A 24,142-nucleotide genomic window follows, 5' to 3' on the forward strand; every position below is an offset into this window, starting at 1 on the left:
CCTTGTAAATGTGATAGGCATCCCAATGTTATTTAATTATTAATTCAATACCGTATCGACCATCATTAAAATGATGATGTAAATTTCAGCAGGGTATAAATAATTTATAATATTATGCATTTTAATTTAGCAGTAGCTATTATGAATTAATTTTTCAAAATAAAACTGATTTCATTGTGTTTTTTCATTCATACTAATTATTTTTTACGTAATACCATTCGCTAAATGAATGTTTTTATTGTTACAGGAAACAGCGGTATAATGATTGTCGAATTTGGGCGTGTCAATATGGAGATAAGGACTCATCGATGAATATGAAGCCACTGTCCGCTATAATTTGTACCCTTTTACTCGCCAGTTGTTCGAAATCATCATCTATTGATGGCCGGAAAACCGGAGCGACTACACCACGAATGGACGGTATTCCCGCTGTAACAACACAACTTACCGACCGGGATGTTTTTGGTGATGAGCTAACGCTGGATATTACGGAAGAAGATATTGAGAATGCGGTGGAGGCAGCCTCGGAGGGGTTTGAGATACCGCTGAAGTCCTCCGTTATTCTGGTGGAATCAGGATCACGCGCACCTGATGTTATTATGCAGAAGGAAATGCAGCGATATTACCAGGTTTCCATTTTCTCCGGTATTCCTGTCGCCAGGAAAAAAAGGGCTGTTCAACTGGTAACACCAGTAAAGGAAACAGTCAGCGACACGGAAAATTTTTCAGACAACAAAAGCGGCATAATCAATGCCAATTATATGCAGGCGCTGCGCTACATCGGCGCAAAGGGAAGGCAAAAGACCATTGTGGTTTACTGGAGCGAACTTGAAGCCGGGAAATATAATGCTGCCACAAAAGAGGTGGTCTGGAAAAAATATACTGGCGGGAATGTTTCCGGATCATCGCTGCGCTATCTGATCCGGTTTGCACTGGTGGATGTTGCGACCGGGGAGTGGGCAACGTACTCACCGGTTAACACAGAATTGATGGCTGTTGCGTTAAGCGGAGAAACAGGCAATAAAAAGGATATGACAGAACAGCAACTTGTAGATCTGAAAAAGAAAACCTGTAAAATGGTGGTTGAGGATCTGGTCAATCGGTACAGCAATAAAATCTGACGGATACGGGCTGTGTCATTCAGGAATACCGGCCGCCGATGATTTACGGTGGCAGTCAGCGGTACGAAAATTTCCGTGTATCCGGATCATCTTTTTCTCTGACCAGAAACAGTGCCAGTGGCCGCTGCCTTGCCGAAATATCCAAATAATATGCCGCATTGAATGCAAGAAATGCCGCATTATTTAATTTAGTTCGTATTGCCATACCGAATCCAACTGAGCCAGCAATAAACTTCCCGACAGCATATGCCAGAATACCTTTTGCTACCATATCTGTAGCCAGATTAGCAGCCAACCCCATAACTGCCTTCCGTGCTTTATCCATAACAGGATAGATGGATTCTCCAATCAGGTGTTCCAGAGTATCATCTCTTTTTGTCGGATCCTGGTTACCTTCCGGTGAACTCATATTTTCTTAATTATTTCAGCAGTACGCGAGAGTTCAGGGATACAATATCCACATTTTTTGCACAGACGCTATCAGATATAGTGGACTCGCTGACATCCCGAATTAACGATATCTTTCAGGTGCTCAAACCTGCATCCTGATATTTATTAGTTATAGCACTGACGGATGCAGGATATAAATCCCTTTGCTGTAACGCCAGATCCCCAGTATCGAGAGCGTTTGTATTTCCCATCAGAGTTCGCGCATGAAGGGGATACCCTGTTTATTCATAAACAACAGTATCCAGCATTTTTCAGGCAAAAAACACCAGTACGGCCAGTCAGGAATTGCTTTACCCTTCATTCATTAACCGGACACTTTCGATTTTTGCCACGGATCCGGGATGTTTTTGCAAAAGAAATCTACAATATTAACTGGACTGACAACAGAATTATCTATGATATTTCATTCCTTAAAAAATAGCTTACATAGCAAATTACACTCACAGATATTGCTGATGAGAGATCGTCATCTGATAATCTTATAAGCAAAATAAATTATGACTACAGCAATAGGGATAAATAATGCATCAAAGTACCCGGGAATATATTCAAGCACCACAAGCATAATGGCGACAATAGCTATAACCATAAGATTGGGAATTATGAGGTCATTAAATATCCTTGTAACCAACCATCTAAATACTTTCCTCATTTTATTATTCCCTTGAAAAATCTTATTGCATTTTCTCCAGCATTGGCACCATAATCACCAATAAATATTTCAATTGGCAGGTAATCTTTAAATAGAAATAAAAACATTTCCAGATTATTCATATATAATAAACGATAAAGTTCAGGATTACAGTATTCTAGCCTTTCAGCCGTGGCCGCTGCCTTGCCAAAATATCCATAATAATATGCCGCATTGAATGTAAGAAATGCCGCATTATTTAATTTAGTTCGTATTACCATACCGAATCCAAATGAGCCAGCAATAAACTTCGCGACAGCGTATGCCAGAATGCCTTTTGCTACCATATCTGTAGCCAGATTAGCAGCCAACCCCATAACTACCTTCCGTGCTTTATCCATAACAGGATAGATGGATTCTCCAATCAGGTGTTCCAGAGTATCATCTCTTTTTGTCGGATCCTGAAGATCTTTTAGTATTCTTTCGATTTCTTCTGTATCAAGATTAAGATCGTAACACATTAAAAGCGAAGGGTTATCCTTGCAATAATTTAAATAATAAGTAGCCTTTGCTATTATTCTAAGCTGTGTTTCCTCATCATACTTTCCCAAAATATAGAGTATACACATGTATAAAATATCAAGAAGGGCATCAGTGCGTTTTAGAAACTCCTTAGTACATATATACATTCTCTTATCATCATGCCGCAAATCTACACAAGTGTTGTTATCACTAAGGAACGCACAGACGCCCCTTCCTATTCCCCTTTCTGTACCGTCCAGGATTACCCCTACTGTTTGGGATACTCTTGCCATGAAAGATGCAGTACCTTTATGCAGTGAACGGGCAATGTGGTTCATATTCTCCTGCTGTTCAAGTCGTGTTTTTACATATAGTGAATTATTCTCATACGTCTGATCTTTCATTTCCCGCTCCTGGTGCTAAATCGTCAGAAAAGCCGCTCTTCCCACAGGCTGTAGGCACTGGTCCCGGCAATACAGTGCTCCTGGGTAATACTTTCATAGCTCAGTGACAATGACTCTTCCGGTTGTCCCTCGCTGTGGTTGATGGTATGCGGCACAATATGCTTAATACTGGCGATGCGGGCGTTAATCAGCTTCACTTTATAATACAGTTCATTAATGCCAAAGCGGTTGGTCCGGTAATACTCAAAATCACAGGTCAGACATTCGTTTTCGCTGATAGCCTTACTCAGCAACGGGGAGGATTTATCCACCGGCTTCTGGATCGTCAGCATCTGATGATTCACGTTCTGTGCGCGGGTCAGCCCGTGGGACAAACCTAACACCATAATCTGATCCATATGCGCAATCTGCGCTTTATTTCCAATGGAGGCCATGGAAGAACAGCCTGCCGAGATCAGCCCCTGAAGGTCACCGTTCAGTGTCAGATAAACCGGATTAGCCATAATAAACTCCTTTGATTTCGTCGTTATTTTTCGGATTTGATTTCGGTTGCCGTCTCCGGCATCCCGCCGTTTTTCAGCAGCAGCCAGCGACTTAACACGCCGTCCAGCCGTTCATTAATCTGTTTTTCCAGTGCCTCAGTATTCTGCCCCCGTGCGCGGGCGTCCTGGTACTGCGTCAGCAGGGATTCCAGCGGCGTTTCCTGACCCAGCCCCCGCTCTGCCTGCCAGATAACATTCTTTATATAGGAAAGGGTCAGCCCTTCTTTCTCACGCTGCATCACCAGATCAGCAAAAGCGTGTAAATCCTGGCGGGTCTGGAGCCAGCCGCGCAATTGTGGACTGCTCTGTGCGCGGTTTTTCAGTGTTTCATTCCATTTCGCACTTGCCTGCTGCTGTTGCAGACTCTCCGGCCAGCGGCTGTCGGCGGTACGGGTCATCTGCATACCCGTCTCCAGCAGTTGTAATGGCGACGTATCAGGAAGCTGTTGCAGCCGTTGCCCATAGCTGTTCAATTCAGGCGATACCAGCCAGACCGTTGCCGCACCCTGTGCCGTATCCCTGACCTGTGCCAGTTGCTGCTGCATCGGGTACACCTGCCACCACCAGAGCGCGGCGGCGATAACCGCAGTAGCGGCGACACCCGACATAAAACCTTTCACCGGACTGCCCTGACCGGCGATACCGCCATTATCCGCCAGACCACGGACTTCCACCCGCATCTCCGGCAGGTCGGGGAGAGGAGCGACGGCCTCAGTAGCCATGGGCGCATTACTTTCCGGGGCATAGACCAGCGTTCTGACGGTGGCCTGTGTGACAGCATCGGTATTATTCCGGGGTTGCGGTTCCAGCCTTTTGCGCGTGTTCTGCACAAAATACAGCAGGTTCTCCACGCGCGGCGGGCGCTTCAGCTCGACCTGCTGGAGTTTGTCACAGATAAGCTGTAAGGCCCGTTCGGTGCGGTACAGCAGCGGCAGGTCGTTTTCCGCAAAGGATGTCTGCTGGCGCAGGATATTTCCGGTACGGGTGTTGAGCCAGTCCAGCATCTCGGTGCGTGCAGATCCACTCTGTGGCCAGAATTTGTCCCATTCACGGGTAATCATTGCCGCCAGCAGTTCAGCGCCTTCACAAAAACCGGCCAGCCCCTGCGTGCGGGTACGCGCCAGGGTGTAGTAGGTGGCCGTGTGCAGATCCACACCATTGGCCTTAAAAATTGTCAGCGCCAGCGATTCCACCAGCCGCCAGTTCATTTCCGGCTGCGACGGATGGCTGGCCTTATTAATTTCCTCGCGGATAGCGACGAACTCCGGCAGATTGCGCGGATCGCTGCCGGTCACGATAGTTTGTGTCAGTACATCGTTGCTCATCCCTGTCTCCTCAGTACAGCGTATCCGGTAGCCGGAACTGGCTGAATAGCCCACCACTAAACGGGTTGTCTTCGGTATCAGCGTGTATCCGGTAGACCATAGCACCACCGTCCACGTTAAAGCGCACGCTGAATGTCCCCTCTTCCACGCCAGTTAGCTGTCCAGCCCCGAACAGGCGGAACTGTGCCCACGGCCCACTGAAGCTGATGCTGCGTGGTGCGCCGCCACTGACGCCAACCAGCGTCAGCTTGCTTTCATTACCCTCGCGCATGTTGTTCGGCCAGACCAGATGGGCGGTGTAGTTACGCCCCTGACTGTAATCGACTAACTGACCGTCGAGGTTCAGCACGCTGCGGCGCTTGTTACCGGAAAGCGAAACGGTCTCCACCGCAAATGAAGTGCCCAACCCGTTCTGTCGGCTGAAGAAGATGTCGCGGATTTTTTGTGCCGTCTCAAGCTGGGTACGGATATCCTCACGAATAATCACGGCATTATCGCCGTCCTCCAGGCTCAGGTCGTTTTCCATAAACAGTTTCAGGTTCTGCTGGTAAAAAGTGTCCAGCACGCCATCCGGCTTAAAGAAACGCTCAAACGCATCCAGCGACGCATCCTGCGATGAGCGCGGATTGAACGGATAGTTGTTTGCCAGTTGCTCGTTGAACGGTCTGACCACGTTGTCGCGCCAGTCAATTTCCATATAGTGAACGGCTTCCACCATCACCACATGCCATGCCTGGTCGGCCAGCTTGCCCACCCAGCGGTTAAGCGGCGCGGGCAGGGTTTTCGCCATCTGGCGGGTAGCGAAAATGGGATCGCTGCTGTTCTGGTCAAGACGTAACTGGACGGCTTTCAGCGCCGATTTCCCCGGCACCGGCGCATTCTGTATCGCCAGCAGGTAACGGTGCAGTTCTGTTAACTGCTGATACACTGCCTGAAACGTGTTTTCCTTGTTATTCTGTACCGCCAGCGTACTGTTTTCCGGCGCAAATTCATGTCCAAGCCGCGTCAACAGGCGATAGCCCGGCTCCGCCTGGGCGTCTTCACGTTCTTTATCAGAAAGTTTTTCAGAGAGAACAGCAGGCTGCGTGTTATCCCGCAGCGCCGTCAGCGCCCGCTGTAATGGCTGGTCGCCGCTGATAACCTGCTCCAGCGCGCCGGTCAGTTGCGCAATGGACTCATAGTCGCGCACGTTGAGGTTGTCCATTCCCGCCCGCCAGGTGGCGGTGTAATCACTGATATACTGTTCAGTAAGCTGGCGCTGGATTTCTGCCCGGTCAGCCTCGCTGTATTTCACGCTCTGCGTCAGGTTCAGTACCCACGAGTCCAGTGCCGTCAACTCAATCAGTTCATTTCGTTGCTTTACAAAGTAATTCTGTAGTCCGTAACGGGTAAGGAACTGCGGGACAACCAGTTTGTTGTCATCTGAGGAAATAAACACCTGATCGAATGTCGGGCCAACCTGATCGCGCAGGTTCAGATCGGCAGGCAGTACGCCCAGCGCCCGTGTTTTCAGGCTCTGGTAGACACGCTGGTAAACCGGCAGCTTACTGAGTTCTTTTTGTGCTGACACTACCGGGCCGTTATACGGCGTCCAGCGGCTGATGGCGTCGCCGTCGCCCGCCGCACGCTCTGCGTGCCAGTCGGTATGCTTCAGGGCATAGTCCAGATGGGACATGAGTTGCGCCTGAACGTCACGCTGGCCGTGAAACTTATCGCTCCAGCGCTTTGCCATGTACTGTTTTACCACCTCATTATTGCGCCCGCTTTTATCCTCCAGCATTCTCATGACACGCAGCACGGCAAGTTTTTCTTCGCTTTCTGGTGGTGCAGCATTCATTTCCTTCACCAGACCGTTAAACAGGGCGGGCAGATAACGCTGCTCCAGCAGTTGCAGGTAGGTCTGTTCCACATACGGCCCGACACGCCTGCCCTGGTACAGTCCCATATCGGCCAGGCGGCTGCGATCCCCCCAGTCACCATAAGCCAGGGTGGCGTCGCGAACCGGGTTAAGTAATGGCAGTTGCAGATTACCATAGTCATCCATACCCTGCGGCGGCTGTATGGACATAAAGGCTTCAGCCTGTTTCAGTACCTGGACGCCGGAGGTGTAGTTGGCATTGTAATAATGGTGCCAGCCGGTGATTAACAATAATGCCGCCACCCCGCCCACTGCGGAAAAGACGGTCAGACGGCGACGGCTCCTTATAAGCCAGGAACGGCTTTCTCCGGCCAGATTCGGTTCTGCCAGCAGCGCCTGTGGAAACAAATTGCGGGAAAAATAAGGTGCGGTATCCACCAGCGGCCAGGCCGTCAGCGGACTGCTGCCCAGCCGGTACTGCCGGGCGGCAGACTGGGTGAAAATATCATCCATCTGACCGCGTTGCAGTGATGAGGTGAGATAGACGCCACGCAGCATGACATCCATGTTTTCACCGTCCAGCAGGCCATCCAGCAGCGCCACCAGATAGTCCCGGCTCCCCTGCATCTGGCGGACAAAACTGAACAGGGAACTGCGCATATGCGTCTGCGTGAGCATCAGATCCGGCGTGGCGTGGTTCATTCGCTCACACCATGCCTGCCAGAAAGCATCCAGCTCGGTGCGCCAGTCTTCATTTTCATGGGCGCGGCGGGTGAAGGTGACGCCCAGAACCGTATCGCGATCTTTTTTATCCAGAGACTGAAACAGGGCGGCAAACCCGTGCAATAAATCCAGCCGTGTCAGCACCACGTAAACCGGTAACTGGCAGTGAAGGTGCTGGCGTACATCCTGCAAACGGCTGCGCAGCGTGTGTAACAGATGCTCACGCCGACGTTTATCAGCGGTCAGCAGATCAGGTAAATCGAGAGTGATAATGATCCCGTTCAGCGGCTGGCGGGCACGCTTTTCCACCAGCCAGTCCAGGACATGCTCCCATAAACGGCGGTGCAGGACACCGGCATCCGGTTGTTCACAGAGCGCACCGTCAATATCAAAAATAACCGCCTGTCTGCCGACATGAGGAACGATGTACAGGCGTTGCTCTGTGCCACGCACCATCTCCGGGGTATAAATGATATCGGACGGATATCCCTCTCTTAACAGTGCAGTTTTACCGCTCCCGGCAGGGCCAATAACCATATACCACGGCAGTTGCCACAGGTAACGACGGTTGTCGAGATGGCGTTGCAGACGCAGCAGCCACCTGTCGAGGTAGCGTTGTTGTGCATTCAGCTCCACACTGAGTGGATCCTGCGCCTCCTCGCGTTGCTGCTTTTGTTGTCTCTCAAGCTGTTGCAGGCGTTTCATCACCCGGACAGTGAGCCACCCCAGGGCAATAATCCCCCAGGCCGCCGTCGCCAGCCAGCGGTTCGCCAGCGGCCTGAGCCAGTGCTCGTCATACAATGACCATGACGGACCTTTCCACCAGATCCACACCAGCAGAAAAATCCATGCCAGCACCAGCAGCCAGAACGCGGAGATCTTAAACCGGGGCATGGCTGGCCGGAGGGCTGATCTCATGCCACTGAATAGTCGGGGGGTTGGTAATCTCACAAAAGCTCCTGTGTCTCTTACTGTTCTGCCGTGAATTTGTTTTCCAGTTGCTCCAGCAGGGATGGCTCCCATTCAGCCAGCGTCATTCGCAGACCTGCTTTGAACAACATCCTGTACTGTTGCTGTGCAAGCTTTACCATCCCGGCTTCCTCCATCAGCTGCGCGCCAAGATACTGTCGGTGAAACTGATCGCGGGGCTCGCCTTCCGGCAGGTTTTCCAGGTATTGCAAGGTAGCCTCCAGTCCCTGCTCGCTGAAACACTGCCGGACAGCCTCTGCATTTTCATCGGCCCGGATCACAGGGGTCGCCTGCTGGCCCGGTGATGTCGCCAGCCACTGTTTTGTCTGTTCGCTCATAAACGGCGAGCGATCGTTAAACAGCAGGGTGGCAAGTTGCGGCAGACGGGTAAGAAAGCGGGCAACTTCATCCCGGATGGCGTCTGCCGCACTGGTATAACCCAGGCGCTGTGCGGTCAGTGCGGAAAGATAATGACCATCAAGCCAGTACGGTGCCAGCAGCAGGCTTTTTTCCACCTGCTGCCACAGTGCTATATCCGCGCCGGTTATCCGGGACTGGTAGTCAGCAGCCATGTCAGCAGAAACTGCCGCCAGCGGAGTACGACCGTCGCTCTCTGCCGGAGGGGTGCTGGTGATGGTGTGCCACAGCGCGTGGCGGCGCAGACGGTAACCCAGCGGCGATTCCGGCTGGCGCTCACAGAGAATATCGGCGACTTTCAGCAACGTGTCGCGCCAGGCCGTATCGTCGTGGCTGTCAACTGCAACCTGCGGAGCCGGAGCCGCAGACACGGTGGTGATATTGTGTGGCACGTCGCGGGCCGGTGTGGCGACCGTCTGCGGTGTGCTGCCGGAGGTGGCCGGAGAGGAAGACAACGCAGGCGCGGCATCACGAAATGTACGCTGGCAGAGAGCAAACAAATCATCAGTCGCCTGCGCCAGATCCGGGGCATCCTGCGTCTGCCAGCTTTGCGCCAGTTTTGCCATTTCCCCCAGCAACGCGTCGCGCTGCGTCATGGTGGCATTTTCTGCAAAACCGGGGATACCCGTTTCAAAACGTTTTATCACCTGGGCGGCAAAGCGCTTTTTATGTGCCATTCGCGGGGCTGCTACCGTCCAGTAACGCTCCACATACAGCGCCAGTAAACGCAGCGCCAATAGCAGATCACCAGCGTGTTGCAGGGTGCGCAGCAGGTGGGCCAGCAGGCGAAAATCCTTGCTCTCCGATGCCAGGAGCGTCAGCCCCCGGCGCTGTATCTCCGGAATATCAAGCTGGCTGTGGGCCAGCGAGCCGAGTTTCAGCATTTCGCCGTCGATATACTCCCAGCCGGGATTATCGTCTTTCAGCGCGGAAGTCAGTTTGTCTTCCGGCAGAGTTTCCAGCAGGTGCGAAATCCAGGTATCCGGGTTACGTAGGTCCATTACCATTTTTATTCCCCCGCCCAGTGACAGGCAGCGCGCAGCGGCGCGATAGTTTTTGCCAGCCCGTCAATGTTAAACGTCAGTTTCCCGGCGGCGCTGTCCGTACCGGTATCGATAGTCAGCGTTTTTGCGCCGAAAAGCTGTTTAATCTCATCAATGCCGGATAAGCCCCGGCTGGCCTCCAGCAGATAGCCGTTTTCGCGGATAAACCAGCGCGACTGAAAACGCCCGGCGTTGGTGGTCAGCGTCACGGCGATGTCGTTGGGCGTCATGGCGTGAGTCAGCGCCACCTGCATCCGGGTGATGTTGTCCACGCAACTGAACATCAGCACCGGGCGTGGCGGCACGTTGCCGATAGCCGGGGTGGTAATAATCACGGTTGGCCGCTCTGTGTCGCTCTGCGTCATCATCAGCGTGGTGGAGTTGTCGGTACGCTGTTTTTCCTGGCTGAAGGCCCGTTTCCAGGCCTCGCCTTCGTAATGTGCCCTGACCAGTGCACCGTCGAAACCAGGCTGTTCCGGCGCAAGAATGCGGTCGTAGCAGTCCAGCCGCTCCAGCGCCGCAGGCTCACGACGACAGGCCATCATGGCCGTTACCGTCGTCGTTACCGTTGCCTGGGCATTTGTCTGTGGTATGACAATGCCCGGCAGCACAGCGCCGGATGCCGCCGGTTCAGCAGGCGCTTCTGCCTGTACGGCGCTGGCGAACAGCCCCGGTAACAACAGACCGGCCAGCAGTATCCGCATTCTGCTCATAAAACAGCGGTGTCCTCTGTTTCCGGTTCCGGCAGTGTGTCGGCGTCTGCGCTGTCCTCCGGTGCGTCCTCCACGTCAGCGATAAACGCGCCATCGGCCACGCCCAGCACGATGCGGGCAATCGCGGTGTTCGCTGCCATTTTCTGCAACAGCAGCAGGGAGAGCGGCGGCAGCATCTCGCCGTCGATCACCGATTCCAGCATACGTGCACCGTTTTCGGCACGGGTGACGCGCTGCATGATTTCATCAGTTACTTCCGGCTCAATCACCACTTCTGCGCCGAAGCGGGTACGCAGCACGTTATCCAGCCGTGCCAGTTTCCCGGCGATAATCACGGAAAGCGTTTCACGCGACAGAGGCAGGTACGGCACCACTTCCATACGTGCCAGCAGCGCAGGCTTGAAGAAATCCGCCAGCACCGGATACAGCGCTTCCTGCATCGCTTCCGGGTTATCCGCATGGTCGACAATCACCTGATAACCAAGGTTGGACGTCAGGAAAAAGACGATATTTTTGCAGTCAATCAGGCGGCCTTCACCGTCAGCCATCTCACCTTTATCAAAGGCCTGGTAGAACAGGTTGAGCACATCCGGATGGGCTTTTTCCACTTCATCAAGCAGCACCACCGAGTAGGGCTTCTGACGGATGGCTTCAGTCAGCACACCGCCCTCGCCGTAGCCGACATAGCCCGGCGGGGAGCCAATCAGGCGCGAAACGGTGTGTTTCTCCTGGAACTCCGACATGTTGATGGTGGTGAGATACTGGCGTCCGCCATAGAGCAGTTCCGCCAGTTGCAGCACGGTTTCTGTTTTGCCGACGCCGCTGGGACCGGCCAGCAGGAACGCGCCGAGCGGTCGCCCCGGACGGCGCAGATCGGCGCGCGCGGTCAGCAGGTGTTTATGCAGGTGTTTAATCGCCAGATCCTGGCCCTTAATGGTGTCGCCCAGCCACTGCGGCAGATCGGTAATGACCGACATTTCATTCTGTGACAGGCGGTTAAGCGGCACGCCGGTCCATTCTGCGATGACGGCGGCAATCTGCTTTTTATCGACGTGCGGGGAAACCAGAAGCTGCGTGTTGTGCAGGGCGTCCAGTTCGGCGGTTAACTGTGCAAGGCGCTCTGCCGGAAGGATGTCAGGCTCTTGCTGCCCAGTGACGGGCTCATCCACAACCACGGTGTTATCGTCGGTGGTCTCTGCCACCAGTTCATCCGCGGCGACAGCATCATCACCGGCAGTTTCTGTATCCGGTGCGGCGGTTTCGTCCAGCAGCCCCTTACGCAGCGCGATGATTTCCTGTACCAGCCCCTGCTGCAGGTGCCACGCCGCTTCCAGTTCGTCCAGTTCGGTCAGCGTTTCGTCATACTGCACAATCACCTCCGTCAGCCGTGAGGTGTCAGACCGCAGGCCGATGCGGATCTCGCGCTCAAGCTGACGCATTTCCGCCTCGCACTGGTGGCGCAGGGTGGTCAGCGCCGAAATCTGCTTCGGCGGTGATGACAGGTTGATCGCCACGCGGGCGCAGGCGGTATCCAGCACGTCGATGGCCTTGTCCGGCAACTGACGGCCGGAGAGGTAGCGCTCGCTTAACATCGCGGCAGCCTGTAACGCCTCATCGTCAATCAGCACACCGTGGGATTGCTCATATACCGCCGACAGGCCGCGCAGAATAATGGTGGCTTCCGCCGCCGTGGGTTCGCTGACCTTCACCAACTGGAAGCGGCGCGACAGGGCGGCGTCTTTCTCAAAGTATTTTTTGTACTCGCTCCAGGTGGTGGCGGCGATGGTTTTCAGTTCGCCGCGCGCCAGCGCCGGTTTCAGCAGGTTGGAGATATCCAGCCCACCCTGCTGGTTGCCCGCGCCAATCAGCGTATGCGCCTCATCGATAAACAGGATAACCGGCTTCGGTGACTGGATCACTTCCGCCATCAGCCCCTTGAAGCGCTTTTCAAACTCGCCCTTGACCGATGCGCCCGCCTGCAACGCGCCAAGATCCAGCGTCATAATATCGGTGTCGCGCAGCTTGTCCGGCACCCGGCCATCCACGATGCGCAGCGCCAGCCCTTCAATCAGCGCGCTTTTACCGACGCCTGCCTCACCTACCACCACCGGGTTATTCTTGCGGCGGCGGCAGAGAATGTCGATCATCAGGTCAATTTCGTTATCGCGACACAGCACCGGATCGAGCCGCCCCTGACGGGCATCGTCGGTCATGTTTTTGGTATAGCGGCCAAGCAGGCTGTCGCCGGTATCGGCTGTGACGCTCATAGCCTGTCCGTCCGCATTCAGCGCCACGGATTCGGCGGACTCTTTCGTCCACGCGGCAAAATCCTGCTGTAACTGGTCGCGGTTAATACCGGTCAGCAGCCTGGCGGCGGCAGACGGGACGTAGCGCAGCGGCGAATGCAGCAGGGCGAGCAGCAATACGCCGCCACGCAACTCCGTCTGCTGCATCTCAGCAGAGGCCAGCAGCCAGCTCTCTTTCAGCCACTCGACCAGCATCGGCGAAAATGCCGGATAGCTGTCAGTCGTTCGCGCCGTGGCATAATTTTCCACCGTCAGCGCCCGGCGAAGCTCACTGATGTCAATGTCCGCCCGCTCCGCAACCACTCTTACGTCGCTGCGTACCGCTGCCAGCATCTGCAACAGCACATGCGCCACGGTAATTTCCGTTGCCTGCTGGCTCATACATTCTGCTGCGGCAGCTTCCAGTGCCTGCCGGGAAAACGGGTTCAGATGCTTTACCAGAGAGGCCAGATTAATCTGGATCATATGTTGTGTCCTTACCTGGCGAGCAGCCGGTTCAGTTGATGCAGAATATCCTGCGTCTGGCTGTCCAGACGCAGCATCCAGAACAGATAAAACAGCGCTAGCACAACCACGCCACCCAGGAGGAGATGTTTAATGGTCAGGCGCTTCATTAACTGATAGCGCCCGCCCTGCGTCTTTTTATCCTGATGCAGTAGCGGAAAAGGCGCATCGCCACGCAGTTTGTGCAGAACGTGGTGCAGGCGGCGGTAAATCTGTTCAAATTCGCCCTGATCCTGCGCGGCCACCTTGTAGCGCCCGCGAAATCCCAGCGAAAAACAAAGGAATAAAAACTCAAGCAGATCCTGGTAACGCTTTGGCTCACGGATCAGGCGTTCAAGCAAAATAAACACCTTTTCGCCACCCCAGGCTTCATTGTGAAAATGAACCAGTAGCGACTGTTTGATCCATTCGTTTTTGTTCGACCAGCCGTTGCCCAGCGCGGCTTCATCAATAAAGGTGCAGAGAACATAACGGAACGAGACAATCACACCCGGTTCGTAGCCCTGCTCCTGAAGCAACTGCTCCACAGCCTGAACGTCCGTTACCACTTGGGCAAAGAGGTGCTCCGGCATGGTCTGACTGTTCATCCCGGCCACGCGCATTACCATGCCCAGCAATGGCGTGGCGGCGTCGATCATCGGGTTCAGGCTGTTGCCACGCAGGGACAACCGGTACTGGCGGGCGGAGATGTCGTCACCCGCATCCTGTGCCATCGTACTCACGTTCTCCCGAGGTTCCCCTGTGGCCTGATGATCATTACTGGCGGCCAGCGGAATGAACTGCTCGCTCATGGCCTTAACCTCTTATCGCCCACAGTTGTATACCGAGATCCGGGAAGGGACCGGAAATATGCAGCGCCAGCGCTCCGGCTTTCACCACGTCCTGCCAGGCGGCAGCACCTTTGTCCAGTTCGAAGTAAACAAAGCCATCATGGTACGGTAGCTGGCGCGGAGCGGCGGTTCGCGGCGTCAGCGGAACCCCCGGCACCTGCACGCTGACCATATCGCGGATTTTGTTGGTGGCCGCGATTTTTGACTGCTGGGTAAACTGGTGGATAAGCTGGCTGTGCGGCATCCGTGCGCGCACCGCCAGAATGAAGGTGCCGGAACGCAACAGGGTCGGATCGTTAACCGTGGCGACATAGAACCCGTCAGAGAAGACAAGCGGCAGATTCTGCGCACGCGGCATCAGTACGGTGTTGAGCGCCCGGCGCAACTCCGGGATCACGGTATTAAACGACGTCGTAAGATTGCGGTGGTCGTAAGACTCCACCGGACAGGGCAGACGGCTGTCCTCCGTAAAGGTCATCAGTTCCCCCAGCAACCGGACCAGATCCAGATAAAACGTTTCCGGGTGCAGGGTATGCAGATGAGTACGGTGGGTAAAGTGCATCTGGCTGCGGTTAAGCACCTGCAACATCATAAACTCGGCCACATCCGCAATACCGCTCTGCTCCGGCGAACCGATACGCTTTGCCAGTTCGCTGGCGCGATTGCTGAGAAGCCCCTGCACATCCCCGGCAAATCCGTTCAGCAGCGGGCTGACACGAATGGCCTGACAGGTCGGGATAAAGCTGTCATCCAGCACCAGAGCACCACCGGACTGCTGGCTGAGGATACGGCACAGCGGCAGCGTGACCATCGCACTGAGATCGTCCGCACCACTGACGATTTTCGGTGCCAGTTGCCCCAGCATGATGGGCTGCACGTCGCCGTCATCGGAGTGTAAATCGCGGATATCGGCCTGTGTCAGGCGGTAACGCTCCGTTCCCTGCCCTGCGCTCCGGCGTCCTTCGATTTCACAGGTGATATCACTGATAACGGGTAACGCCAGGTAAATGTCGTTGCTACCGGGCCGGGAGAGATCGAGCGGCTGATACGGCAAAGGGAGCTGATCCTGCTCCGGGATGCTGAACACCGTGCCATCCGGCATACAGCCCGTCGCGTGGTCCAGCATCAGTTTCCCTTGGGCCAGCAGTTCTGTATTGATCGACAGCGAGGTAAATCCCCAGGCAAAATCATCCCGCGCACTCATACGCTGGTTCAGCAAATATTCCTGATTACGCTGCTGTTGCTGGAAGTGCTGCGGCAGGGCAAACAGACCTTCCTGCCAGATCACCCTGTTTTTCATGGTTGCCATTGTCAGTTGTCCTCTTTTTTCATTTCGATACTGCCCTGTCGTATATGCACCAGCAGGCGGTAGTGATGGCCAGTGCCTTCCACCGGTTCGATTTGCTTCCACTCTGTAATCTGGTCATCGGAGAAATACGCCACAACGCCAATAAAATGCGTTTTTTCATCCAGCTTCACCGGCGGCAGCGTTTTCATGGTGTCCGGCAGGAGGTTAAAATCCTGGTGGTCAATATAGTTTTTTCCCAGTACCTCCGGCAGTGGCGTACTGGCAACCCCGTCATAGTCAGCAGCCTGTAGCTTCGAGTCATCGCTCATATAAATCAGTTGCACATCGATGGCCGCCGCCTCACCGTCCGCATTGATATTCGTGTCCGGCTCGGTCAGCAACGTGACCGTCACCTCCGATGACTGATCCGCCAGTTCCCCAACCTGAATATCCGGGTTCTTAATCACCTGGCCGAGCTTTTTCACCGTTTCGCAGCCTGTCAGGGTGAGGCTGAAAAGCAACATCACCATGCAGGTACGAAAAAAACGCCCTGTCATGCTTCCGGCTCCCGCTGTTTCTCACGCAGTACCCGGTCATACACCTGGGCATAGACTTCGTTAAACAGCATTTCAAATCCCTGCTGACGGCTGGAGGCCAGTTCGTCGTAGTAATCGCAGTACATCTGCCAGGCTCCGGCATCATCCAGCGGCTTGCGCAGTTCGTGACTGCGCCGGTACTGGACAAATCGGCGCATCAGGCTCTGCGGCGAGAACGCGTCCAGCAGTACGCGCAGCGACTCCACAATGGCGGCGCGGTTGGCTTCTTCATGGTGGCGGATATTGCGCAGGCTCTCACCAACGGCGGCGGGCGCGGCAAGATGCACCGGACTTTTACCTTCCGCGAACATCACGTCCAGCGCGGTGGTGTAATCCATATTCAGGCGCAACGGGTTATCTTCCAGTGGACGCAAATGCTTGTCCGACAGGCTGTTACGACGCTGCTGTAGCTCAAGCAGCCCTTTTATCGCCGCCTGCAACGTCCGCCCCGCTTCTTCCAGAAAATCATCAGCATCCTGTGAGTTACGCACGGCAAGCGAACCGCCCAGCCCACGCAGCAACGGGGTAACAGCAAGATGGAGTTGGGCTGTATCTGCCGGGGACGCCGCATCATCCTGTCCGGTAAGGGGATCGGGATACAGCGGCGGCAGATCCATAAACGGGGTGTCGATCACCCCATCCCTGTCAGGAACAGAAGATCGCGCAGGAACGATCCCGGAAAGCGGATCGCCCGCCACGGTCAGGCTTTCCGTCCGCAGAGCCTGAAGCGGATCGGCTGAAAAACTGTTGACCACGGTATCCGCAAGCTGGTGCGTCCGGGGCATTCCCGGATACGCAGGCTGGCCGTCTGTCGTCAGCAGCGCGTCTGCCAGACGATCACGGTTGGTGACGATGGTTTCCGGTGCCGCCATCTGCTCGCTGTAGCTGACCAGCTTCCCGTTATGGATAAACACCTTCAGCGCCAGCGCCCCCAGGACGACCTCATCGCCCTGGCGCAGGCGCACCAGTCCGGTCTCCGTGGACACCGGAGCCAGATTAATCATCAGCCCCGGCACCAGGCTTTTCAGACAAAATGCACCGTCATGCATCACCACCTGGCAGGCGCGTTCGGCAACAGAACCAGCCCTGTCCTGCAACGACCAGTGGCAGGCGGGCGCGTGGCCGATATCACCGCCACCGGCGGTAAACAGACATTTTGCGGCACGTCCGCTCTCCAGCTCATTACCGTTCATCACCTGTAGCGTCAGTGAGAGTACGGGAGCGAGCGTTTTTTCCTCAGCCATATGCGGTTCCATAAAATTAATCCCTGATGTGGAGGGTGACGGATGGCGGCATTTTCGGCTGGCCGATAAACGCCGTGCGTCCGATACAGGATCGGGAACGATCGCCCAGCCGCATTCCCTTTGCCTGCTCCGGAGCAAGATCAAGCCGCAGATCCCAGGCAAACTGATCGCGCAGCAGGAAGGAGATAAACATCGTCAGCGCCTGGTGGTTTTCACCTTCCGGTAAAAAGGAGAGGTAACGCGCCATTGAGAGATTGCCGAGCCGCAACAGAAATTTTCCACTGCGATCCGGCACTCTGGCACCGAGTGTAAAATTAACGCCGATCACCGAGCGGCCCGGCACATACCCGGCCGTTTTCCGTTTCGGGTTACGCACGCCCAGCCGGTTCTGTTGCGCGGGATCAAGGGATACCTTACGCAACTGCCAGTTTTCGATGCTGACCTCCGGTAAATCGAAACAGTGGCTGACCAGGTTGCTCACCACGTCCGGCGAGCGCCCGGGGGTTGCCAGTATCCCGGCATAGGCCAGCATCTTGCTGTGATTGATGGCGAGTCTGTCACGCACGCTCGGGTTACCCAGGCCCACCAGTGCATACATCCGCTGTGAAAAAGCGTCGGTTCCGCCGTTTCGAAAACAGACGTAATAGCGGTATTTGCGCCAGGCATGGTAAGCAAACTGTGTCCAGCGGTGGCTGAACAGATCGAGGAATGCTTTCAGCCCCTCTTCATTCTGCGCAGATTCCTGCGCCATCCGATCCAGGTAGTAGCCGGGCAGCGGCGACTGGCTGCCGGAGAAACCCAGGAATTTTGTCGTCAGGATAAACTGCCCGTTGTCGCTGCGTTCAAGCGTACTCAGGTCACTGCCCGGAAAGGCAATGCTGGCATCGGATTTGAACAGCACCACTTCCTGCTCCGGTTCGGTACGCAGAGATGGCTCACGATCCGGCTCACCATACTGGCGGTACAATGACTCCATCAGCACATAAAAATTCATCCCGCGCACATCCGGGAGCAGTGTCGCTTCCCCTACATCAGGGCGTGCTGGCCTGTATGTTGCCATTCCCAGGACTCCTGACTTTCCGTGTTAATGATTCTGAGACAGTGAAATGAGTTGATGCTGGCGTACAACGCAAAAAAGTATGACAGCACGGTTCCCAGCAGGTAGATCTCGCCTTCACAGACAAAGGGGGCGGGATTAATCCACAGCGTGGTGGACAGACCGCGAACCGGCACGCCCTTAAACAGACGGTCAACCGGGCGGGATTCCATTTTTTCGATGGCGTCGAGCTTCTGCGAGGAGAGCCTGGCCTGCTGCGGATGGTGGATACCCGGCATATCGAAGGTGCGCAGCACCTGAATCAGTGCCTCCCTGTCCAGCAACGAGAGGTAGTTCAGGTTCATGCTGGAAATTAGCGACCAGTGCATATCGCCATCCGTCACCGGATACAGTGGACGGGTCGGGCGCGTAACGTTGCTGAAAGAAGCGACCGCAGGATTTTTATTAACAGCCTCACAGATATCACCGATATGCAGTGACGCAGGTAACATCCGGTTGGTGCAGACCAGCGAGGCGGTAAACACTTCGCCGCTCAACCGGGAAGAATCGGGCAGACTGCCATCGGCGTGAACAAAGGCAATAGCATGATCCAGGCCACGATGGAACAGGGAGGTTCTGGTGCGGTGGTGCCAGTAGACGACTTCACGCTGGCGGTTGTACTCGATCTGATGCTGAAACCCTTCAAACTCAGGCCAGAGGCGAAATTTTTTACCCTGGCTGGTCTTCGGGAGCTTACTGGATACGGATTTTACCCGAAAAATATCGCAGGACTCCAGATGCTGCTGGCTGGCGCAAAACGGATACTGCGGCATACTGCCATCCGGCCTGACGGGTTCAGACTGTTGAACAAAGAGATTTACCGCTGGCGTACAGTACGGGCGCAGCGAATCTTTGCGAAGCTTGATATCCACAGGCAGCGGCAGGTTAAAATGCAGACGCAGTGTAAACGCGCCTGCCGGGAAATTCGCCGGTAACGGCGCGGCTCCCCGCAGATGAAAGAAGAAAAAGCTCTCCGGGTAGCAAAAATACTCCTGGAGCACACGGTAGCCGTTATGGACGTTTTTTGGCCACGGCAGCAACGCATCTTCCCGTTCAAACCCGGCGGCATCCAGCCACAACTCCGGCATTGGCATCTGGTACTCTCCGGCCATCAGTTCCGCATCCATCAGTCTCTCGCTGAACCACAAATAGAGTTGTTGCCGGGTGTAATCATCCTCATTGCCCAGCCAGAAGGTGAGCTTATTCAGATCCAGCTCGCCGGGAGAGACATTTCCTTCCGTGAAAAAATCAATCTCAATGATACCTTCTTTCAGGGTGCTGGCGTTACGTACATCCCGGACAAAGAGTGGTTGCAGCCAGGTATTGCGTGCCAGCGTAAAGTGGCAGACAGGTGGCGCAGTGTTATTATCTTCATCGCTCAACGCCCCATGGGTGGACGTCTGGTTACTGCCTGTCGTCAGCGTTTTTATCAGTTCATCCCGGCAGACCTGAACGGACGATTTCAGCTCCTTACGGGGCAGATATTCAATCACCGTCATAGAGGGAACCGGACGCAGATAATTCGGCCACAGCATATTAATCAGGCTGTGCGTAAACTCCGGGAACTCATCCTCCAGCTTTTGCCGCAGGCCACCTGAGAGAAACGCAAAAGCCTCCATCAGGCGTTCCACATCGGGATCACCCTCTTTCTCGGCCAGGAACCGGGACAGATACGGTTTTTCCTGTGCCAGCAGCTTGCCAAGCTGGCGCAGGTAATCGAGTTCTTCGCGGTAGAAACGTTCCAGGAAGGCCATCAGTTTTACTCCACACACCAGTGCTGGTGGTTATCCAGCAGAATGTCAAACTCCAGAACATCCTGCCTGTCGCTGAAATCCAGATATGCCACAATATGAAAACGCAGTTCCAGTGGCGCATGGCTATCCTCTGTGGCAGCAGTCACCGCCACATCTGATATCCGGGGTTCGTAACGCAGAATACAGGTCTGAATCGCCTGAACCATCCATTCCCGGATGTTCTGGTAATCAGAAGACTCATCGTTAAAATCAGCGATCCCCAAATCCGGTGAGCCATAACAGCTACCGGAACGGGTGTTGAGGATATTACGCAGGTTATCGCGTACAGAATGCAACAGCGCCACCTTTGGGCGCTGGCGTGAAGGCGGTTTTGCCGCCTCCCCGATACGTTCAAACAAGCTGTTCCCGGACTCCCGTTCCGTTATCATGATGACTACTCTTTATCCAGACGTCCGACCAGCGACAGTTCAAATGAGGCTCCCATATATTTAAAGTGCGGACGCACGGACAGGGCTACTTGATACCAGCCTGGCTCCCCTTCCACATCAGAGACTTCAATCTTCGCCTGACGCAGCGGTTTACGGCTGCGTACGTCAGAAGGTGGGTTTTCTTGGTCGGCCACATACTGGCGTATCCAGCCGTTCAGCTCACGCTCCAGATCGCCTCTTTCTTTCCATGAGCCAAGCTGCTCGCGTTGCAGCACTTTGATGTAATGCGCCAGCCGGTTAATGATGAAAAGATAGGGAAGCTGCGTACCGAGTTTGTAGTTAGTTTCGGCCTCTTTCCCCTCCACCGTGTTAGGGAAAACTTTCGGTTTCTGGACCGAGTTGGCGGAGAAAAATGCTGCATTATCAGAGCCTTTTCGCATTGTCAGGGTAATAAAGCCTTGCTCTGCCAGCTCGTATTCCCGCCGGTCGGTAATCAGAATTTCGGTAGGAACTTTGGCCTGAAGCTGGCCCATTGCCTCATACAAATGCACCGGCAAATCTTTTACCGCGCCACCGCTTTGCGGACCGACAATATTTGGACACCATCTTGTGGACATGAAACTTTCGGCCATGTTCGCTGCCAGAAGAAACGCCGTATTCCCCCACAAATAATGCTCGTGATTTTTGCTGACATCCTCATGATAGTTAAAACTCTTGACCGGATTTTCATCCGGTGCATAAGGATGGCGCAGCAGGAAACGCGGTGCCGTCAGGCCGAGGTTACGGGAATCTTCGGACTCGCGCAGCGAACGCCATTTGGTGTAAGCCGGGCCTTCAAAAATGGCGGCGACATCCTTAATGCCGGGAAGTTCGGTAAACGAATCCAGACCAAAGAACTCCGGCGATACGGAAGACAGGAACGGGCAATGCGCCATTGCGCTGACGGCACTGATATATTTCAGCAGCTTCATGTCAGCTGCGGTATTCTCGAATGCGTAGTTACCAATCACTGCGGCAAACGGCTCGCCGCCAAACTGACCAAAACCACTGGAATAGACGTGCTGGTAGAACCCTGACTGGGTGATTTCCGCCGAAAATTCAAAATCATCCAGCAATTCTTCCTTAGTGGCGTGCATGATGTGAATTTTGATATTTTCACGCGGATCGGCATGATCAACCAGCAGTTTCAGTGAACGCAGAAACGACTCCAGTTCCTGAAACTCCGGGGCATGGAGGATCAGATCCATCTGGTGTCCCATGCGCGCATCAATATCGGCAATCATGCCGTTGATGGCAAGGATATCGACAGACTCTGCCTCATCATTATCCTGCAACAATGCGGTGATAAAGGCAGTCACGCCCTGACGGGCGATATCGTAGCTTTCTGACGTCGGTTTAAAACGCGTCTGCGCCATAATTTCATCCAGCAGACTGGGCGTAGCGACCGGTGCTGTGGAAGCGAGCGCTTCCGGTAAGGTAGTCTCTGACATACTGAAATCCTTGTACAAGTTATTTCCGGCCCGCGAGGCCCAGCTCTGCGATCAGTTGTTCGCGGCTCTTTTCATCAGCAAGCAGTGCCTGAAGTTGCGCACGGAAAGCAGGCATATTGCCCATTGGCCCCCGCAGTGCTACCAGCGCTTCGCGCAGTTCCAGCATTTTGCGCATCTCCGGCACTTGGGCGGCAACATTGTCCGGCGACAGATCAGCCAGCGATTTTACTTTCAGGTTGACGTTCATGCGCGCATCAGGGGTGTCGTTAAGCGTGGAGGGCACTGTAAAATCACGCCCGATACCCGCCTGATCCAGCACGGCGTTAAAATTGTTACGATTAATGGCAACCGGCTGGCGTTCATCCAGCGGTGTGTCGTCTGTGCCCCCCGTCAGATTGCCGGTTACTAATAAATTAAGTGGCAGTTCCACTTCTGCTGTCTGATTTCCAGTTTTCGGCTGAAATCTTATATTTACACGTTCTTTCGGGGCAATACTGCCACTGTTGTCATTTTTTCCGCTGCTCATAAAAATAGTCCATCAGGTTGTTGTTCGAGCCATGAACACAGCATGTTCGTTACTATAAAAAATTACTGAAAATGCCGTTACCGTGGCAGTAAAAGATGAATTTCGCACCCTTCCCGTTTCGCATTTTACGCCCAATGAAAAATTTTAAAAGATCTTTTTCTTCTAATGAAACAGGGGTATGATTTTGCCATTCGGTACGATGACATAATGCTAAATGGAAGTCATCGGCGGCGCATGGAAGGCAAGAAATACTCAAAAAAAAATAAATAACTTACTGATTTTAAATCATTTAATAGATATTCATGGATAATGCTTATAGCAGAATTTTATACATTAATTTTGTGAATGTGAAAAACGCAATAATTTAAGGAATATCTGACGGATTTTTCTTAAAACAAATGAAAAACGAGATGGATATAATATTATTCATGATTAGTTATTTCCTGAATTACAGACAATAAAATTCAGAAAAAATGAATCTACCTGGTCGCCCGTACATATATTTAGTTTAGATTAAAAAGGTATTCAGTAATATTAAATCGTTGTGTACCGGGATTACCAAAAATCCGGTTTATCCGTAAACCGGATACCGAAGTATGATGCGACTCCCGGAGCGAGCCGCATTATTATCGGCCTGTCGGGAGTTAACGGCAGACCACCGGAAATAGTTGTTAACAACACTCACAAGGAGCATTACAAATGCCAACTCCATGTTACATTTCAATAACAGGCCAGACCCAGGGCAATATCACCGCAGGCGCATTCACCGCAGATTCTGTCGGTAACATCTACGTGCAGGGCCACGAAGACGAAATGCTGGTGCAGGAATTCCTGCATAACGTCACCGTGCCAACCGATCCTCAGTCTGGCCAGCCTTCTGGTCAGCGTGCTCACAAACCGTTTATCTTTACCGTGGCGCTAAACAAAGCCGTTCCGCTGCTGTACAACGCGCTCGCGTCTGGCGAAATGCTGCCGAAAGTTGAACTGCACTGGTGGCGTACCTCTGTCGAAGGCAAACAGGAGCACTACTTCACCACCCGCCTGACTGACGCGACGATTGTGGACATGAACCTGCATATGCCGCACTGCCAGGATCCGGCACAGCGTGAATTCACCCAGTTGCTCGCCGTTTCACTGGCATACCGTAAGGTTGAGTGGGAGCACATCAAGTCCGGCACTTCCGGTGCCGACGACTGGCGTGCGCCACTGGAGGCATAAGTCTCAGACAACAGCATCCCGCCCTGTGGGCAGGGTGCTGTTTTTTTACGTGTTGAATACAAAAAAGCAGTGCCAGTAAGGGGTTACGTTTTCTACGGGAGATGGCGGATGCCGGAAACTTCGGCGGTAGCGTGCCTGAACGCC

19 protein-coding genes and 1 pseudogene are annotated in these 24,142 nt (G+C 53.9%); 3 read left to right on the forward strand and 17 right to left on the reverse strand.

From position 1 onward, the window contains the following. The first annotated feature begins 308 nt into the window (after window positions 1–308). Window positions 309–1,121, forward strand: coding sequence for a hypothetical protein (locus P0H77_RS18615; RefSeq protein WP_276158699.1), 813 nt, complete (start codon window positions 309–311; stop codon window positions 1,119–1,121). Between the two features lie 55 nt (window positions 1,122–1,176). On the opposite strand, the gene P0H77_RS18620 is transcribed toward P0H77_RS18615, so the two are convergent. Further along, complete coding sequence (locus P0H77_RS18620; protein WP_276158700.1) at window positions 1,177–1,530, reverse strand: hypothetical protein; 354 nt, start codon at window positions 1,528–1,530, stop codon at window positions 1,177–1,179. 11 nt (window positions 1,531–1,541) lie between these two features. On the opposite strand from P0H77_RS18620, the pseudogene P0H77_RS18625 reads away from it, so the two are divergent. Next, a pseudogene (locus tag P0H77_RS18625) lies at window positions 1,542–1,670 on the forward strand (IS630 family transposase); the annotation flags it as partial. A gap of 549 nt (window positions 1,671–2,219) precedes the next feature. Here P0H77_RS18625 and P0H77_RS18630 read toward each other — a convergent pair. The 16 genes from P0H77_RS18630 to tssB all read right to left on the reverse strand — a co-directional run bounded on the left by P0H77_RS18630 (window position 2,220) and on the right by tssB (window position 22,780). After that, on the reverse strand, window positions 2,220–3,128 hold the full coding sequence (locus tag P0H77_RS18630; RefSeq protein WP_276158701.1) for a hypothetical protein: 909 nt from the start codon (window positions 3,126–3,128) through the stop codon (window positions 2,220–2,222). A 23-nt stretch (window positions 3,129–3,151) separates the two neighbouring features. Then, window positions 3,152–3,631: an Hcp family type VI secretion system effector gene (locus P0H77_RS18635; RefSeq protein WP_276158702.1), complete on the reverse strand. Its 480-nt coding sequence runs from the start codon at window positions 3,629–3,631 to the stop codon at window positions 3,152–3,154. Window positions 3,632–3,654: 23 nt separating this feature from the next. Continuing rightward, window positions 3,655–4,995 (reverse strand): type VI secretion system ImpA and VasL domain-containing protein, encoded by a 1,341-nt coding sequence (locus P0H77_RS18640; protein ID WP_276158703.1) that lies wholly within the window; start codon window positions 4,993–4,995, stop codon window positions 3,655–3,657. Window positions 4,996–5,005: 10 nt separating this feature from the next. Continuing rightward, window positions 5,006–8,440, reverse strand: a complete 3,435-nt coding sequence (gene tssM, locus P0H77_RS18645; protein WP_276165176.1) for a type VI secretion system membrane subunit TssM — start codon at window positions 8,438–8,440, stop codon at window positions 5,006–5,008. A gap of 104 nt (window positions 8,441–8,544) precedes the next feature. After that, window positions 8,545–9,969, reverse strand: coding sequence for a type VI secretion system protein TssA (gene tssA, locus P0H77_RS18650; protein WP_276158704.1), 1,425 nt, complete (start codon window positions 9,967–9,969; stop codon window positions 8,545–8,547). A 2-nt stretch (window positions 9,970–9,971) separates the two neighbouring features. Next, window positions 9,972–10,718 carry a type VI secretion system-associated protein VasI gene (vasI, locus tag P0H77_RS18655; protein WP_276158705.1) on the reverse strand — a complete coding sequence of 249 codons (747 nt, stop codon included), beginning with the start codon at window positions 10,716–10,718 and terminating at the stop codon, window positions 9,972–9,974. Beyond that, window positions 10,715–13,489 carry a type VI secretion system ATPase TssH gene (gene tssH / locus P0H77_RS18660; RefSeq protein WP_276158706.1) on the reverse strand — a complete coding sequence of 925 codons (2,775 nt, stop codon included), beginning with the start codon at window positions 13,487–13,489 and terminating at the stop codon, window positions 10,715–10,717. Before tssH ends, vasI begins: the two co-directional genes overlap by 4 nt. Before the next feature lie 11 nt (window positions 13,490–13,500). Then, window positions 13,501–14,241: a type IVB secretion system protein IcmH/DotU gene (icmH, locus tag P0H77_RS18665; protein WP_276165177.1), complete on the reverse strand. Its 741-nt coding sequence runs from the start codon at window positions 14,239–14,241 to the stop codon at window positions 13,501–13,503. Window positions 14,242–14,323: 82 nt separating this feature from the next. Then, the gene (gene tssK / locus P0H77_RS18670) at window positions 14,324–15,667 is read right to left on the reverse strand and encodes a type VI secretion system baseplate subunit TssK (RefSeq protein WP_276158707.1); all 1,344 of its coding nucleotides are present in this window, start codon (window positions 15,665–15,667) and stop codon (window positions 14,324–14,326) included. A gap of 2 nt (window positions 15,668–15,669) precedes the next feature. Beyond that, window positions 15,670–16,203, reverse strand: a complete 534-nt coding sequence (tssJ, locus tag P0H77_RS18675) for a type VI secretion system lipoprotein TssJ (protein ID WP_276158708.1) — start codon at window positions 16,201–16,203, stop codon at window positions 15,670–15,672. Continuing rightward, window positions 16,200–17,486: a type VI secretion system-associated FHA domain protein TagH gene (gene tagH / locus P0H77_RS18680; protein ID WP_276158709.1), complete on the reverse strand. Its 1,287-nt coding sequence runs from the start codon at window positions 17,484–17,486 to the stop codon at window positions 16,200–16,202. Before tagH ends, tssJ begins: the two co-directional genes overlap by 4 nt. Before the next feature lie 16 nt (window positions 17,487–17,502). After that, the gene (gene tssG, locus P0H77_RS18685; protein ID WP_276158710.1) at window positions 17,503–18,546 is read right to left on the reverse strand and encodes a type VI secretion system baseplate subunit TssG; all 1,044 of its coding nucleotides are present in this window, start codon (window positions 18,544–18,546) and stop codon (window positions 17,503–17,505) included. After that, on the reverse strand, window positions 18,513–20,336 hold the full coding sequence (gene tssF / locus P0H77_RS18690) for a type VI secretion system baseplate subunit TssF (protein ID WP_276158711.1): 1,824 nt from the start codon (window positions 20,334–20,336) through the stop codon (window positions 18,513–18,515). Before tssF ends, tssG begins: the two co-directional genes overlap by 34 nt. A gap of 5 nt (window positions 20,337–20,341) precedes the next feature. Continuing rightward, window positions 20,342–20,764 carry a type VI secretion system baseplate subunit TssE gene (tssE, locus tag P0H77_RS18695; protein ID WP_276158712.1) on the reverse strand — a complete coding sequence of 141 codons (423 nt, stop codon included), beginning with the start codon at window positions 20,762–20,764 and terminating at the stop codon, window positions 20,342–20,344. Window positions 20,765–20,769: 5 nt separating this feature from the next. After that, entirely contained in the window at window positions 20,770–22,254 is a 1,485-nt protein-coding gene (tssC, locus tag P0H77_RS18700) for a type VI secretion system contractile sheath large subunit (RefSeq protein WP_276158713.1), read from the reverse strand. 19 nt (window positions 22,255–22,273) lie between these two features. After that, on the reverse strand, window positions 22,274–22,780 hold the full coding sequence (gene tssB, locus P0H77_RS18705) for a type VI secretion system contractile sheath small subunit (protein ID WP_276158714.1): 507 nt from the start codon (window positions 22,778–22,780) through the stop codon (window positions 22,274–22,276). Between the two features lie 699 nt (window positions 22,781–23,479). On the opposite strand from tssB, the gene P0H77_RS18710 reads away from it, so the two are divergent. After that, window positions 23,480–23,998: an Hcp family type VI secretion system effector gene (locus P0H77_RS18710; protein WP_001142963.1), complete on the forward strand. Its 519-nt coding sequence runs from the start codon at window positions 23,480–23,482 to the stop codon at window positions 23,996–23,998. Window positions 23,999–24,142 lie beyond the last annotated feature (144 nt).

The organism is Superficieibacter sp. HKU1 (assembly GCF_029319185.1).
Classification (GTDB): domain Bacteria; phylum Pseudomonadota; class Gammaproteobacteria; order Enterobacterales; family Enterobacteriaceae; genus Superficieibacter.